Annotated in this window: 10 protein-coding genes; 1 reads left to right on the top strand and 9 read right to left on the bottom strand. The window is 63.5% G+C overall.

Features of this window, described 5'->3' with window-relative positions:
* The 9 genes from K8I61_09995 to glyQ all read right to left on the bottom strand — a co-directional run.
* The coding region (locus tag K8I61_09995) for a hypothetical protein (GenBank protein ID MBZ0272358.1) at nt 1–787 on the bottom strand (787 nt) is incomplete at its 3' end.
* Between the two features lie 188 nt (nt 788–975).
* Nucleotides 976–6,264 carry a tetratricopeptide repeat protein gene (locus K8I61_09990; GenBank protein MBZ0272357.1) on the bottom strand — a complete coding sequence of 1,763 codons (5,289 nt, stop codon included), beginning with the start codon at nt 6,262–6,264 and terminating at the stop codon, nt 976–978.
* Nucleotides 6,265–6,335: 71 nt separating this feature from the next.
* Nucleotides 6,336–7,412, bottom strand: coding sequence for a hypothetical protein (locus K8I61_09985; protein MBZ0272356.1), 1,077 nt, complete (start codon nt 7,410–7,412; stop codon nt 6,336–6,338).
* A 54-nt stretch (nt 7,413–7,466) separates the two neighbouring features.
* Nucleotides 7,467–8,747: a glycosyltransferase gene (locus K8I61_09980; protein ID MBZ0272355.1), complete on the bottom strand. Its 1,281-nt coding sequence runs from the start codon at nt 8,745–8,747 to the stop codon at nt 7,467–7,469.
* A complete protein-coding gene (locus K8I61_09975) occupies nt 8,748–10,829 on the bottom strand; it encodes a polysaccharide deacetylase family protein (protein ID MBZ0272354.1) in 2,082 nt (693 codons plus the stop codon).
* A 24-nt stretch (nt 10,830–10,853) separates the two neighbouring features.
* Nucleotides 10,854–11,708 (bottom strand): diguanylate cyclase, encoded by an 855-nt coding sequence (locus tag K8I61_09970; GenBank protein ID MBZ0272353.1) that lies wholly within the window; start codon nt 11,706–11,708, stop codon nt 10,854–10,856.
* Nucleotides 11,705–11,890, bottom strand: coding sequence for a hypothetical protein (locus K8I61_09965; GenBank protein ID MBZ0272352.1), 186 nt, complete (start codon nt 11,888–11,890; stop codon nt 11,705–11,707). Before K8I61_09965 ends, K8I61_09970 begins: the two co-directional genes overlap by 4 nt.
* 98 nt (nt 11,891–11,988) lie before the next feature.
* Nucleotides 11,989–14,031 carry a glycine--tRNA ligase subunit beta gene (gene glyS / locus K8I61_09960; GenBank protein ID MBZ0272351.1) on the bottom strand — a complete coding sequence of 681 codons (2,043 nt, stop codon included), beginning with the start codon at nt 14,029–14,031 and terminating at the stop codon, nt 11,989–11,991.
* Nucleotides 14,021–14,911: a glycine--tRNA ligase subunit alpha gene (glyQ, locus tag K8I61_09955; protein MBZ0272350.1), complete on the bottom strand. Its 891-nt coding sequence runs from the start codon at nt 14,909–14,911 to the stop codon at nt 14,021–14,023. Before glyQ ends, glyS begins: the two co-directional genes overlap by 11 nt.
* A gap of 264 nt (nt 14,912–15,175) precedes the next feature.
* On the opposite strand from glyQ, the gene K8I61_09950 reads away from it, so the two are divergent.
* Nucleotides 15,176–15,715, top strand: a complete 540-nt coding sequence (locus K8I61_09950) for a hypothetical protein (protein MBZ0272349.1) — start codon at nt 15,176–15,178, stop codon at nt 15,713–15,715.
* The last annotated feature ends 181 nt before the right edge of the window (nt 15,716–15,896 follow it).

Here is a 15,896-nt window from a genome sequence, read left to right as displayed (position 1 = left end):
GGCCGGACGCGAGCGCGAGCCGCCACGGCAGCGTCGCGAGAAGAAGAAACGCAATGCCTGCGGGGCGCGACGCGGAATCGAAAAATCCAAGACCGGTGACAAACGGCGCGAGGCCGGAGGCGAACGTGTCGCGCACGGCTTGTTGGTCAAGAAACGGCGCGCGCGACAGGAGGGCCGCGTCGATCCGGCTCATGCCATACAGGACGAAAAGCACCGCGAGAAACAGCGCGAACACGACGCCGGTATCGGATAGTGCGGGACCGAAGTTCGTCTGAAAAACCGTGTTTCCCGCGGAGCGGACCTCGACGCGTGTCGCGACGATTCCGGTGCTCACAAGACGCAGGGTGACCGAACGCGGTGCGCCGCCGGGCGCGGGTACCTCGCGGATCGTATCGCCGCCCCAGTCGCGCAGCGCGAACGCCCGGTCGTCAAGGGCGATACGAAACGTGCGCGACTCGCGAAACTCGCGGTCAAACGATTCCGCTGTCAAAAACAGCGACGCGGCGCCATCGTCGGTCGTAAGCTCAAAGAAAACCTGGCCGACCCACTCGGGCTTGATCGAAAGCTCAATTTCGATCGGGCGTGCCCACGCGGGATCAAGCGCGACGGCGAAATGCGCGCCGTCTCGCAGGTGCAGTCGGCCGCCGCGCACGCCGATGCCGGTGTCCTTCGCGACAACCGCAAGCGGCGATCCGACGGGTTGGCGTCCAAGGAAAAGCGTCAGGCCGATCGCGGCGAGCATGGCGAGCGGAACGAGTCGCGCAAGACGCGGGATCAGACGGCGCATGCCGGCATATTAGGGAGGAATTGGGAATTGGGAATTGGGAATGTTGATTGCGGAATGGAATCGCATCCGGCGGTACACCGAGCGCAAGGAGAAGACACGGAGGACACGGCGGGACGCGATGTCCGTGCCGCGAGCGGCAGCGAGCGGTCCGCCACACGCCGCGGCAGCGCGCGGCTCCGTTCGCCCGGTTATTCCTCGAGCCCGGAAAAATCCCCGAACGTGTAGCGGTAATTCAGGAAGAGGCGATAGGAGTAATACTGATCGCCCTGCGCCTGGCCGAGGCCGAGGTCCGCGTCGAAGGTGAGGCGGTTGTTGTAGTTGATGCGCCAGTCGAAGCCGCCGAAGTAGCTCTGGCCGAAGCCCTCATCGCCTTCTTCGATATTCAGCGACGGCGCGAGGCCGAGGTTGTAGGCGAACGCCGGCGTGAGCTGGTGGAACCAGCCGATCGGAATCGCGTGGCTCTGGAAGTCGAGCGGCGACCAGTAGACTTCCTGTTCGTACGGCGCGCGCGTTTCGTGGTCGATGTACGTGAACATGTACGACACGAGCAGCGAGGCGTCGGGCACGGCAAACGCGCCCGGGAAGGTGTATCCGAGGCCCGCGCGAACGAGGTTGCTCGTCTGCGAATCGATATCCACGCGCTCGCCGGCGGACTCGCTGTTTTCGCGCCAGTTGTATTCGCCGAGGATGCGGAAGCGGTCCCAGTCCTCGCCGGTGATGGACACGAGCGTGAGCGCGACGCCGAGCGTGTCGGTGTCGATCTCCTCGCGCATCGACAGGATCGTCTGCCGCATGTCGCGGCGATGGTAGAAGACATCGATCAGCGCGAAGTCGAGCAGGTTGTAGCCGAGGCCGAATTCCCAGTTGTGCGTCGCGGGGACGGTCTTGTCGTAAATCGTGTAGGTGTACGACGCGCGCGCGGCGAGATCGCCGAACAGCCCGGCGGTGATGCCGACGCTCGGCGACACGTGGCTTTGGGATGTTTCGCCGTCCTGGAAGAAACGGCCCGCCTGGATCTTGGCGAACGCGGACCAGCCGTCCCAGAAGCGATACGTGAACGCCGTGCCGCCCATCGCGTACACGAAGCGGTCATTGAAGCGGATGGCCTCCGAGTAGCCTGCGAAAACGTCCAGCGTCGGGGCGCTTTCGTAGGACACAAGGAGAAGACCTTCCTTGGCTTCGGCGTTGTTAGGATCGAGCGCGAGGGCGATGTTGTATTGCGTCGCGGCGGATCGCCACATGCCGGACGCGCGATAGATGTTGCCGAGCACGATGCGGTAGTAGACGTTGTCCGGATCGGCCTCGACGAGCTTTTCGAACTCGCGCCGCGCCCTTTGGTAGAGCTGGCGGTTGTAAAGCTCCGTCGCAAGCTGCGCCCGATACTTCTGTTCCGCCTCGCTCATTTCGAGCGAGGCCGCAAGGGGTGGACCGCCGGGCACCCCCTTGGCCCCGCTTGAGAAATAGCTGTCGAGGAACGCGCCGTTGACGTATTCGATGGAGTAAAGCGCGAGGAATTCCTTGGCCTCCTGATCCTTCGGATCGACGACCATGATGCGCTTGTACTGATCGATCGCGTCCTCGGTGCGGCCCGAGTTTTTGTACGACCGGGCCAGCGCGCGCCGGCCCTCGATATTCCAGGGATCGTTCTCGACGACGAACTCGAGGTTCACGATCGCGTCCTCGTATTGACCGATCGCGAGGAACACCTGACCGAGTTCCAGGCGCACGGTCGTGTTTTCCGGATCGGCCTCGGCGAGCTCCTGATACACCGCGATCGCGGAATCGTAATCTTCGCCGTAGTTGTAGGCGCGCGCGAGTTCGAGTTTGAGCTCGGCGTCGCCGGGATTCTTCTCGACCAGGTATTGCAGCTGCTCCGCGGCCTTGGCGTATTGCGTCTCGTAGGAATAAAGCCGCGCCAACAACAGACGCACGTCCTCGTTGTCCGGTTCGGCCTCGACGACGAACTCCGCGTGCTCGATCGCGTCCGCGTAGCGGTCGGGGTTCATCGAAAGCAGGCTCGCCAGATAGAAGTGCGCGTCGACGTTCTTCGGCTCGTATTCGAGCGCGGTCAGGAACTCGGCCTCGGCCTCGCCGTTTTTCTTCATTCCCATGTAAACGCGGCCAAGCGCGATGTGGGCATCGACGTTGTCCGGCTCAAGCTCGATCGCGTCGCGATACGCTTTTTCCGCCTCGGCGAATTCGCCGCGTTCCAGCAGCAGGCGCCCCATCTCCAGGCGCGCCTCGGTGTTTTGCGGATCGCGCGTATAGAGCTTGCGATACAGATCGATCGCGCGCCCGTAGTAGCGCCGATCCCAGGAGTAAAGCGAGGCGAGCGCGAACGAGGCCTCGTAGTTGTAGGGATCGCGCTGCAGGACGACTTCGTATTCGCGGATCGCATCCTCGATGCGGTTGTTATAGGAGAACAGCCGCGCCAGCAGCATGCGCGCCTCGTCGCGCGCCGGATCCTGCTGCAGGATGACTTCGAGCTGCTGGATCGCGGCGTCGTATTGCTTGGCGTACGACAGCGTTTGCGCGTACTCGAAACGCAGATCGACGTTGCTCGGCCGGCGTTCGAGCAGCCATTGATATTGCTGCAACGCGGCGCCGAATCGGCCGGTCCACGAATAGAGCCTCGCCAGGCGCAGGCGCACGTCGTAGTTTTCCGGCTCGACGCGCAGGATGGCGATGGCCTCGGCAATCGCGTCGCCGTAGGTGTGCGCGTCGTAGCTGAAGATGTCGGCGAGCGCGAGGCGGGCGCCGATGTGGTTCGGGTCGCACTCGAGCACCTTGCGATATTCGATGACCGCTTCCTTGTTGCGGTTGTGAGCGGCGAATTCCTCCGCGAGCAGGAAGCGGACCTGCGTATTGCAGGGGTCTTCCTCGAGGATGCGGCGCATCTGCTCGATGTTCGCCGGATATTCGCCGTACACGCCGTAGAGATCCCCCCACGAGTTCGTCAGCAGCCACCAGGCGCGATGATATTCGCCGGTCACCGCGATGTAGCGTCGGGAGAGCAGGTAGTGGTCGTAGGACAGCTCGGTGAACGCGTTGATGTTCGTCGGGTCGTTTTCGAGCACCTTTTTCTGCATCACGACCGCGCGCTGGTAATCGCCGTTCTTGCGGTCGATGACGCCAAGGCCGTAATACGCCTCGCCCGATTCGGGATTGAGCGCGAGCACCTCGCGGTATTCGAGCTTCGCCTTGTCGTATTGCCCCGTGAGGCGATAGACGGTGCCAAGCCCCAGGTGTGCGTTGGCGTGTTTGGGATCGTTCTTGATGATGTCCTTGTAGATGGCCTCGGCGCGATCGTACTGCTGTTCCATGTAATACGCCTGCGCGAGCGCCAGACGCAGCTCCGTGCGGCTCGGGTCGGCGTCGAGCTTCTGGTTCAGCTCGGTGATGACCTGTGGTCCCTCGCCGGCGTAGATGCGCGTTTTGGTCAACTCGACGTAGAGATCCTCGTCGTCGGGACGCTTGGCGACGAGCGTGCGGTATTCGTCGACGGCGCGGCCGTATTGGTCGGTCCAGGTCAGAAGGCGCGCGAGCAGAAGGCGCGTCTCGTCGTCTTCCGGATCCTGCGAGAGGATGAAGCGCGCCTCCTGGATGCCCTTTTCGTAATAGCGATTGTTCTGCGCGTAGACGTTCGCCAGCTTGCGGTGCAGGTCCAGGTCGGAGAAGCGAAGCTGCAGCGCCTTTTCGAGCGTCTCGATCGCCTTGACCGTGTCCTGCTGATACGCGTACACGTCCGACAGCGTGCCGAGAACCTCCATGCTTTCCGGGTTGATCGCGGCGGCGCGCCGGATGGCGTCCAGGCTCTTTTCGTGGTTGCCCATTTTTCCGTACATGACCGACAGGCCGAGATACGGCGTCACGTCGTTCGGGTCCGCCTGGATCGCGTCGTTGTACGCGCGGATCGCGGACTCCGTTTCGCCGTGGTCGGCGTAGATCTCCGCGCGGCGAACATGCGGGCGCGAACTGCCGGGGTGGTCCAGCGCCGCCTGCTCGAGCGTGCCGATCGCCTTGTTGTAGGCGACGTTCAACTGGTAGCGGCTCCAAAGCCAGCGAATGCGGTCGAACAGGCCGATCCACTGCGTCTGGATGGCGGCTTCGAGTTCCTCGCCACGCTTTTTCTCGGCGAGCGCCCGCAGGTTGTAAACGCCGGCAAGGCCGATCTGCGCGTCGAGGTTCTTGGGTTCGGCCGACAGGATCGCATCAAAGTTTTCGATGGCCGCGTCGAAATCGCCCGAAAGCGCGAGAAGGTCGGCTCGAAGGAGTTTGGCCTCGATATTTTGCGCGTCGCGCTCGAGCACCTCGGTCACTTGCGCGAGCGCGGTGTCGTAGCGCCCGGCCTCGCGCAGCGTGCGCGCGTAGTCCATGCGAGCTTCCAGGTTTTCGGGCTGGGCGGCGAGGATCGCGCGGAACTGGTCCTCCGCCTCGCGGAAATTATTGGACATCGTGTAAATGTGCGACAGGAGCTTGCGCGCCTCGATGTGATTCGCGTCCTTTTCGAGGATCTCCTTCAGCGCGCTGATCGCCTCGGGGTAGGTGGCTTCTTCCCAAGCGTACACGTTCGCGAGGATGAATTTCGTCTCCAGATTGTCGGGCTCAAGCTCGAGCGCCTTCTTGTAGGCCTCGATCGCCTCGCGCGTGCGTTTTTGCGCGGCAAGCGCGTCGCCGAGACCGCGCCACGTGGCCGGGTGATCGCCGTGGCGATCGATAAGCATGCGGTAGGTGAGCACGGCGTCGGCGTAGCGCTGGCTGTAAGTGTAAGCCTCGGCGAGGCCCGATAGCGCCTTGTCGCGATGCTTGGGCTTCAGGGTCAACAGATTGAACTGCTCGACCGCGGAGTCGTAGCGCTTGGCGTACATGAGCGCGTACGCATACTCCATGCGCGCGGTGTCGTTGTTCGTATCGATCGCAAGAAGCTTTTCGTAGTTCTGGGCGGATTCGTCGTGCGCGCCTTTCCAGGAGAGCGCGCGGGCCAGGATGAGAAGCCCTTTCTTGTCCTGCGGCTCGATCGCAAGGAGCCGGCGGGCGGTTTCGATTGCCTGATCGTAGGTGGAAGCGTTCCAGGAATAGACCTCGGCGAGCTCGCGCAGGGCGGTGAGGTTTTCGGGCTCGCGTTCGAGGAGTTTCCGGTATTCGGCGACGGCTTCGTCGACGTTGTTCTGCCACTGATACACCTGCGCCAGATGCAGGCGCGTGACGCCGTCGTTCGGGTCCTGCTCCAGGACCTCGCGGAAGATTTTCGCCGCCTCCGAATTCTTGCCGAGAGCGTAGTAGCTCTCGCCAAGCTTGCGTTTGGCGTCGAGATTCTCGGGATCCTGCTCGAGCGCCTTTTGAAAGGCCTCGATCGCATGGCCGAACTGGTCCTTGCCGAAAAAGGCAAGGCCGTCCTCGTAAGAACCCGCGAAAACGGGCCCCGCGCCAAGCGACAGCAGGATCGCGACAAGGATGCCGGTCGTCTTGCACCTCATGGCGATCCACTCCTCAAAATCGGCTTGCGCCTGCATGCGCGGCGTCCGAAAACGCCGCGCCAACCTCCGACTCAATTCGCCGCCCGCGCGTTCCACGCGCGCAGCGTCAACAGCGCCTCCAGGTTGTCGAACGAATAAACCTCGTCATCGGCGAACGCGCCGTACATCGGCGAAAGCGGCGCCCGCCCCTGGAAGTCGAGCATCCGCCGCAGGGTCGTTTCGGCCTCGTCCTCGCGGCCGGCGGCCAGAAAAAATCGCGTCGCGAGCGCGTACACGCTCGTCGATTCGTAGAACTTCGTCGCCTCGCCGCTCGCGGCGTCGTACTCCGCGTAGATCACGCCGTCCTCGGCGAGCTTGCCCGCGAGGAAGTCCGCGAACGCCTCGTGGCCGCGATCGAAAAGCCCGCAGTAGAGCTGATTGATCGTGTTGGATTTCGTGCCCGTGTACCGGGCGCGCGCGAAGTCGTATTGCTCGTAATACAGCCCCGTCGCCAGGCGCCCGCCGGCCAGAAGGCGCGCGGCCGACTCGGCGACCGGGCGAAACGCCGGAGCCAGATCCGCGACGCGCGCGATCGTCGGCAGGTCGAGATACGAAAGCTGCACCGAACGCGCGACGGAGGGCTCGCCCCAGTCGCGCCAGTTCACGAAATCGCGCAGGTGATCGTCGATCACCTCGTGCTCGCGCAGCGCGGCGGCGATTTCGAGCGCGTACGCCCGATAGGCGGGTTCGCCGAATCGTTCGGCCGCGTCCAGGCAGGCGCCGATGATGCGCAGATCGTCCACGCTCGCCGAGGAATCGGCGGTCAATTCGCCGTCGTGCCCGATTTTCCAGAAGTACAGGCCGAACTGCCCGGTGAGGCGGCGCTTCACGAACGCGAGCTGGCGATCGAACATCGCGCGGTCGCCCGCGAGCACGGCGTAGCGCATCAACAGGCCGGCGGACTCCGAAAGGATGCCGGACAGGCGCATCTGCTCGAGATTGTGGTAGCGAACGAACAACCATCGCCTCACGGTCGAGGATGTGAACACGCCGCCCTCATCGGTCATGAATCGCGTCTCCAGAAACCGGCGGGCGATCCGCTCCGCCTTTTCCGTGTCGCCCGCGGTGCTCGCGCAGGCCCCGCCGAGGGCAAGAAGGGCCAGCGCCACGCAAAGCGCCGCGTGTCGTGTCCGGGATCGTGAACGCACGTCGATGCGCCGGGCTCACGAGCCCGCTTCCTTTTCGCGAATGCGGTAACGCACGGTCTTGTCCCATTTCGTTTTCTTTCGTCCCGCGAGCATGTCCATCCAGAAGGCGCGGACGATCACGACGATCCAGACCTGGCAATACGTGACGTACATCAGCATCGAGAGGACGATGTTCTTGAACGACTCCTCCTCCTCGAGGCTGATCGCGATGAGCTGTTGCATGAAAAACAGCATCGCCGCCAGGAACCAGATGAAGGTGAACGGCCCGATCAGGCCGAGCTTGACCACACCGAGCAGACCGAGGATCGCGATGATGTCCGACAGGATGAGGGCGAAGAAAAAGACGTAATACAGGCTGAACATGTAAAACAGGTCGAACATGATCCGCCGGTTGCGCATCTGAAACGCGACGCGAAGGAACTTGCGGACGATGTATTTCATCCCCTGCGCCCAGCGCGTCCGCTGGCGAATGAAGGTGCGCATGTCCTCCGGCTCCTGCTCCCAGGTGACGGAGTAGGGAATGAACTTGATGCGGTAGCCGAATTCGTAGATGCGGATCGAAAGCTCGGCGTCCTCGGCGATCGCCTCCTCGTCGAAGCGCCCGGCCTTGTCGAGAATCTTGCGCCAGATGACGTAGTTCGTGCCAGGCAGCGTCGCGAGGTTGAACAGCTTGTAGCGCCCGCCCTGCATCAGCCACTGGAACGCGATGAATTCCAGATTGATGAACGGCGGCAGGTAGCCGCGGTCGCGATTGATCGTGCGCACCTTGCCGAGCACCGCGGCGAGCTTCTGGTCCTCGACGAGATTCGCGACGAGGTAGAACAGCGCGTCCGGCTCGGGGCGGTTGTCGGCGTCGTAAACGGCGATGATATCGCCGACCGCGTGTTGCAGGCCGACGTTCAGCGTGTGGCTTTTGCCCTTGCCGCCTTCGCCCGGCGGGATTTCCACGTATTTGATGATGCGATGGCGCGCGGCCAGCCGTTGCACGATCTCGCCGGTCGCGTCGGAGCTTCCGTCGTTGACGACAATGATCTCCAGGCGCTCGCGCGGATAGTTGAGCGCGAGCATCGCCTGCACCGTGCGGTCGATGACGACCTCTTCGTTATGCGCCGGGATGAGGATCGACACGAACGGGAACGGGAAAGGCTCGTCCTTGATCCGCTTGCGTTCCTTTTCCGCGGAAAGGCCGTTCAGGAAGGCGTAAAACGTCAGCACGACGTTGAAAAGCAGGAACAGCCAGATGCCGATCGCGGCCGAGAGAAAGGCCAGGTCGATGTAGACATTCGAATACGGCATCTAGAACCCCTCCCGCGTGGGGCCGGTCACCGACCCGCGCACGTCCTGCATGGTCTTGCGCGTGACGAGAAAAACCCAGATCGCGAGGAAGACGACAAGCGTCATCAGTCCGATGAAAAGAAGCGCGAGCGCGACGGGACTCGTCACGCCCGAGAGCGTCGGGCGGAACATGCCGAGGTTCGCGAGCGAAAAGGCGGGCCGGCGATAAACCCCCTCGACCACCTGAATCTGCCCGGGACGAAGCGACACGTATTTTTCGACGTCGCCAGTAATCGTTCCGACCGAATAATTTTCCTCGACCATCTCGCCGTCCGCCGCGAGCGTCATTTCGTGCTTGTACTGCGCGTCGAGCGTCAGGCGCACTTCCGTGACGCCGGAGGCGACGACGCGCGAGGCGGTGGTGACCTTGTTGTTGAATTCGGTGAGCGATACGAATTTGAATCCGCGATCGCGCAGGCCGTCGACCATCTCGGCCAGCAGGTCAAGGTCGAGGAACGTGTGAAAGAAAAAGCTCGCCCAACCGTCGCGCACGACCTTCATCGCGTCGGCGTCGCGCAACAGATCCGCCGGCGCGCGCCCGGCGGCGGGATTCACGTAGCCAAGCGTCTCGGGGATCACGATCTGGCCGTGCATGTCGCGCTTGATGAGGTAAGGGAAAAACTGGTCGGAACCGAAAAGCTCCACCGGCATGCGGCGCTCGACCACCGTGGTGAAGTAGTTGGCGAACGCCCGGTAGTGTGTTTGCCCCGCGGCGTAGTGGGGCGTCGTCCAGGCCAGCGGAAAGATGCGCGCGAGGAAGCATTCGTTGAGCGCCTTTTCGACGCGCTCGGAGGCGTAGGTTTCGTCCGCGCTTTCGATCGGCTCGCCGGAATACGGATTCCAGAACTCAAAATCGACGGCCGTCTCGCCGCTGAACTGGTGCGTGTACCCGTGGAGGATCGGGGCGCCGCCCCTGGCGATGAGATAGCGGATCGTCTCGATGAATTGAGGCGCTTCGGTCAGGAAAATCGTTTCGTCGGTCGCCGGGTTCTTGTAGACGGGCGTCATCGTGAACGTAAACGGCACGCCGCGCTCATAGAGCAGGTCCGCCGCCTTGCGCAGTGTCGCCGCGTCGCGCTTGGCGTGAATGTCTTCCAGGCGCACGAAGGCGGGATGTTCGCCCGCGGCCGGCTGGCCGAGGAAATCGTAGAGCACGTCGGCGAACGCCACGTACGCGCCGCCCTCGACGGTGAAGGCCAGCGGATCGCTGGCGACGTACCACAGATTGTTCCCCTGCAGGATCCACGGCACCTCGATCTTCGGCGGCGCAGGCGCGCCGGGCGGCAGGCCGGCCGGTGTCCCGACGGGCGCCAGCGTGGACGCGGCGGCCATCAGGTCGGGTTCGGGATCGGGGGTCGCGGTCGGGGTCGGCGCGACATCGCTTGCGCCCGGCGCCATGCCGCCGTATCCGCCCGAGCCGGCCTCGCCGGGAGTGCCCGGCGTGGGCTCGAATCCCGCTTGCGCGGGCTTGAGCGGATTGTCGACATAACGCGCCTTGGCGAGGACACGCACGGTCGAGGGGCGCGTCACGCGGACGGAGAACGTCGAAAGGTCGATCTTCGCGAAGCGATGATTCTTGTATTCGACATCGTTTGTGAGAAAGCGGTCCTCGGTGTCGGCCAGCTTGTAGCCGAAGTTTTCCATGCTGTGACGCGCCTCGAGGCGCTCGAGGTTGGCGCCGATCCACATCACGGGAACGGTCGCGCCGAACACGTCGTCGATGAAATCGCTCGGCAGGGGCTGGCCCGTTTTCGTTCCGACGTAGAGAACGTAGCTCGCGTCGTTTGCCATGCCCTTTTCGTAGTCCTTCGTCGAGACGAGTGTGATCGCGACATCGAAATGGCAAAGGAGCTGCGCCAGTGACCGGGCGCTGACGGTCTCCGCCGGCGCGTCGTCGGGGCCCGACGGCACGTCGTACACGATGAGCACGCGTTCGCCGCCGGGTCCAACGCCCGTGGTGTGGCGGCCGAACTGCATCCATGCGGCGTAAAGCACGCCGAGGATCAGGGCGAGGAGCACCAGCGGAATCACCACGCCGCGCATGAGGGGTCAGGCTCCGTCCATGGGTCAGAACGTCCGGTACCGTGCGTCGAGAACGTCCACGAGTTCCTCGAGATTACTCGCGTCCTTGGGGTAATTGGCCGACGCCACCGACATCCGAAGCGAAACCTTGTCCCAGGATTCGCCGATGTGCCCGACGACGCGGTCGCGGTTCTCCCCCACGCGGTGCAACACGATGTTGACGCCGTTCGCATTCGTTTCGGACAGGATGATGCCGATCTCGTTGTCGGAATATTTGCCGATGTAGTCCGCGTCGCGGATCAGGCCGCGGAAAAAGCGCCCCAGTTCGCGGAACAGATTGACTTCTTCGGTGTAGTCGTAACGCGCCTGGAACTCGTCGAGGTTTTCCACGCGCAGGAACACGAGCGACAGCGGCGTGTTGTAGCGGCGCACGCGGCGCATTTCGCCGGCGAGCATCCAGCGGAAGCTCTTGAAGTTGTAAAGGCCCGTGTCCTCGTCGGGAACGAAGGTTTCCACGGTCGTGATGTTTTGAAAGACGTTCGCGTCGCGGAAGCGCATCGTCTCGGAGATCGTGCCGAGGATGAAGCCGACGGACACGATGATCGCGATGTTGACGATGCTCTCGCGGATGAATCCCGCCGCCGCCGCGCCCTGGATGATGTTGAACAGGACGAACGAGCCGTAGAGCGCCGCCCCGACGATCGAGGTCAGCGCGCCGTATTTCAGCCCGCGCGCGATCGACAGGAACGCGATCGGCATGCAGATGATGAACGTGAACGCGTCCAGGCCGCGGACCTTGAAATACATGGTGAAGGCGGCGCCGAACACGAGGCCGAGAGCGCAAAGGACGACGCTGTCTCGATACTCGGTGGAGCGCTCCACGACCGCTTCCTGATTCATCGGGACTCCTCCTCACGTTCCGCCGGGCGTCCCGCCTCGGGCAACCGGCTCGTGCGCGACTCGCCCCGGATCCTCTTGTTGGCGAATCGTGCGATGTCGCGGACAAGGATGAGCAGCGAGATCACGACGATCGTCACCACGACGGCGATCGCGATGGACACGATGCAGTAGTGCGATTCCACGCCGGACCGTTTCCTTTCTTATGGGCGGCGAAACATTAACGCGCCCTCACCGGGCCTGTAAACCACGCCGCGCCGCGTCACCCCGGCCCCCTGTCGGGTCAGAGGCGACGAAAATCCGCGATTTCCGCAAACATCCGGCTGATCGACGCCAGCATCGACAGCCGGTTCGTTTTCAGCCGTTCGTCCTTGTGCATCACCAGGACCTTGTCGAAGAACCGATCCACCTGCGGGCGTATCCGGGCGATCTGAACGAGCGCCGCCGGAAAGTCCGCCGTCTCGATCGCCTTATCGACGCTCTCGCGCACGGACTGAAACGCCCCCCACAATTCCTGTTCGGCTTCGTCCTCAAAAACGGCCGGATCGACCGGCCCGGGCGCCTGCCTGGGCGCGATGTTCGCCACGCGCTTGAACGCCGTGGCGAAAGCCTCGTATTCGGAGGATTTCGCGAACCACGCGATCGCCTGGGCCCGGCGCGCGGCGTCGGCGACGCTCGAAAAACGCGCCGCCAGCGCGGCCTCCGCGATCTCCGTCGCTACATCCCGCTGGCCAAGCAAATAGACGACGCGCCCCCGCAGGAAATCGAACACCTCGCCGGCAAGCGTCTCTCGCCCCCGGTCGCGCGTGGCTTCCGCGCAAATTTCGCCGACATCAAGATCCCACCCGCGTTCGAGCAGGATCTGCGCGACACCGAGCGCCTGACGGCGCAACCCGTAGGGATCGCCCGCGCCGGTGGGGGCCAGCCCCGCGCCAAGGCACGAGGCGAGCGTTTCCATCTTGTCGGCCACGGCGCAAATCGCGCCAAGCGGCGACGCGGGCAGGGTATCCGCGGCGTTTCGCGGCTGGTAGTGCTCGAAAATCGCGGCGGCCACGTCTTTGTCCTCGCCCTGACGCAGGGCGTATTCGCGCCCCATCGTCCCCTGCAATTCCGGGAACTCGCCGACCATCTGCGTCAACAGGTCGGCCTTCGCCAACCACATCGCACGCCGCGCCTTGTCGGCAAATTCCGGCTCGACGCGCTCCGCCAGCCATTCCGCGAGCGCCTGCGCGCGCAGCACCTTGGCCTTGTAGTCGCCGATCTTCTGATGAAACGTGATGCCTGACAGGCGATCGGCGAACGACGCGAGCGGCGTTTTCAGGTCTTCCTCGAAAAAGAACCGCGCGTCCGCGAGTCTGGCGTTCAACACGCGTTCGTACCCCGCGCGCACGACGGCTGCGTCCTTCACGTCGGTGTTGCCGACCGCGACGAAATTCGGCAGCAGATCGCCCTCATGATTTTCGAAACAGAAATATTTCTGATGCGCGCGCATCGGCGTGATCAGAACGTCGCGCGGCAGGTCCATGTACACCGCGGGGATCGCGCCGACGTTCAGCACCGGGTATTCGACAAGGCCCGCGACGTGCGTCAACAGGTCGTCGGCCGGGACGAGCCGCCCGCCGCGGTCGATGGCGATCTCCCGCAGGCGGCGTTCGATCGCCTCGCGGCGTTCGTCGAAATCCGCGACGACGTGCGCGTCGCGCAACCTTGCGAGCCAGTCGTCGAAGTCCTTCACCGCAAATGGCTTGGGTGCGTGAAAGCGATGACCCTGCGTCTTTTTGCCGGCCGTCATGCCCGCGAACGTAAACGGCACGACCGACGTCCCGTACAACGCGACGATCCAGTGAATCGGGCGCACGAAGCGCGTCGGCTCGAATCCCCAGCGCATCGACTTGGGCCATGGAAGCTGGCCGAGCACGCCGGTCAGAAGTTCGGGCAACACCTTTTTGGCCGCCTGGCCTTTTTCCACGCGGCGCACGCCCGCGCGCGGGCCTTTGTCGGTGTCGATGCGGATGAGCTTTTTTGGATCGATGCCCTGGCCCTTGGCGAATCCGGCGGCGGCCGGCGTGGGGTTGCCGCCCGCGTCGAACGCGTTCGCCCACGGCGGACCGAGGCGCTCGACCTTCTCGTTACGCTGCTTTCCCGCAACCTCGCGCACGACGACCGCAAGGCGCCTTGGCGTCGCGGTGGCGCGCACCTCGCCGTGATCGAGGCGCGCTTCGGAAAGGCGCGCGGCAAGGATGCGCGCGATGTCGTCCATCGCGGGCGGCAGGAAGCGGGCCGGGATTTCCTCCGTGCCGATTTCGAGGAAGAGGTCAGACGGCACGGCCGGCCTCTACGTTTTTGACGAGCGGGAAACCCATCCGGCGGCGCGACTCGAGATAGCCCTCGGCGCACATTTTCGCGAGCGCGCGCACGCGGCCGATATACGAAACGCGCTCGGTCACGCTGATCGCCCCGCGCGCATCGAGCAGATTGAACACGTGCGAGCACTTGAGGCAGTAATCGTACGCGGGAAGCGGCAGCCCGGCACCGGACACGCGGCCGCACTCGGCCTCGAACATGCCGAACAATTCGCGCAGCATGGAAACGTCCGCGATCTCGAAATTGTACGTCGAGAATTCGACCTCGTTGCGGTGGTACACGTCGCCGTAGGTCACGCCGCCCGTCCAGGCGAGGTCATAGACGTTGTTGACGCCTTGCAGGTACATGGCGATCCGCTCGACGCCGTAGGTAATCTCGACGGACACCGGATCCAGGTCGATGCCGCCGCACTGCTGGAAGTAGGTGAACTGCGTGATCTCCATGCCGTCCAGCCAGACCTCCCAGCCGAGGCCCCACGCGCCGAGCGTGGGCGACTCCCAGTCGTCCTCGACAAACCGGATGTCGTGCGCGAGCGGGTCGATTCCAAGCCGCGCGAGACTCGCCAGATAAAGCTCCTGAATGTTCTTCGGGCTCGGCTTCATGATGACCTGGAACTGATAGTAGTGCTGAAGGCGGTTCGGATTTTCGCCGTAGCGCCCGTCGGTCGGGCGGCGGGACGGCTCCACATAGGCGCAATTCCACGGCTCCGGGCCAAGGGCGCGCAGAAAAGTGCTGGGATTGAACGTGCCGGCGCCGACTTCCAGGTCGTACGGCTGCACAATGACGCACCCCTGTCTGGCCCAGAATGCCTGGAGCGTCAGGATCAATTCTTGAAACGTCACTTTAGCTACCGTTTCGTAATCCTTCGATTATTTGGAAAAAAAGGTCGCGCTGATTACTACCTTTCCCACCGGTTGTTGTCAACTGAAAAAGCCCTACAGCATATGGTATCCGGGCGCGCCGGGTCGCGGGAGACGCCCTGCCGGAGTTCAAAGGCGGTGGAAAATGCCGCGAGCCGTTTCCCGGCGTGCACGAGTTTTGGTTAAGGGGTTCTCCAAGGTTTCCGATGAGAAGTAAGAGAATTCAGGGAAGAGAAGGGGGAATACATGGAAAGTTACGCGTCAACGTATCGCGCGCTTCATGTCGTCGATTCGGCGGCGTTTTCGATCAAAAAACAGGTGGAAACCCGGCTCGGGCACTTTTCGCGGGACGTTCGCGACGCGTTACCCGAATTTGTCCGGCTCGTCGAATATTTTTCGTCGCAGCGCGGCTTCGAGGTCCGGGAGATCGACGCCTGCCGTTCCGCGGTGGAGATCGAGATCTTCGACGGCATCGAGAACCACGACATCGATCTGCTGACCGGATTTTTTGGCCCGCCTCTCAAGCCCGCCGGCGTCTCGTTGACGTTTAGGCTGGCGGAGGATCCGCTGATTCGCATGCTCGGCGGGGCGATGGCCGAGCAGACGGTGTACGCGCGCGATCTGGTTTCGGGGTCGCGCCTGTTTGCCGCGATCTGGCCGTGGCGCATCCGCCCGGGGGTGATGACGATGCACTTCGGAATCTACGCGCCCGCCGCGCCGGATGCCGCGATGGGCGACCTGCGCCGATTTCTGCACGAAATCCCGGGCATTGCGCAGGTGGCGTGATCCCCGCGGCCCGCGCGCGTCGAATTAGCGAAAACATTCAAGAAAAACGCCAGTTAGCCCTCCCGCGCCGGGGGGTGCCGCGCCGAAATCCCTTGACATTTCCGCGGAACTCCTGATACGAAGACGAATCTCAAACGCTGCGGGTGCGTGCCCGGAAGGGGACGCCTTGGTGTTTGTGTAT

The sequence above is a fragment of the bacterium genome (assembly GCA_019912885.1).
GTDB lineage: Bacteria > Lernaellota > Lernaellaia > JACKCT01 > JACKCT01 > JAIOHV01.
This window is presented reverse-complemented; position numbering and strand designations above follow the sequence as displayed.

What these genes read in the sequence shown, in the direction of transcription:
- K8I61_09950 (MBZ0272349.1), top strand. Translation starts at nt 15,176, where the DNA reads ATGGAAAGTTACGCGTCAACGTATCGCGCGCTTCATGTCGTCGATTCG.
- K8I61_09970 (MBZ0272353.1), bottom strand. Translation starts at nt 11,708, where the DNA reads ATGAATCAGGAAGCGGTCGTGGAGCGCTCCACCGAGTATCGAGACAGC.
- K8I61_09980 (MBZ0272355.1), bottom strand. Translation starts at nt 8,747, where the DNA reads ATGCCGTATTCGAATGTCTACATCGACCTGGCCTTTCTCTCGGCCGCG.
- K8I61_09975 (MBZ0272354.1), bottom strand. Translation starts at nt 10,829, where the DNA reads ATGCGCGGCGTGGTGATTCCGCTGGTGCTCCTCGCCCTGATCCTCGGC.
- K8I61_09990 (MBZ0272357.1), bottom strand. Translation starts at nt 6,264, where the DNA reads ATGAGGTGCAAGACGACCGGCATCCTTGTCGCGATCCTGCTGTCGCTT.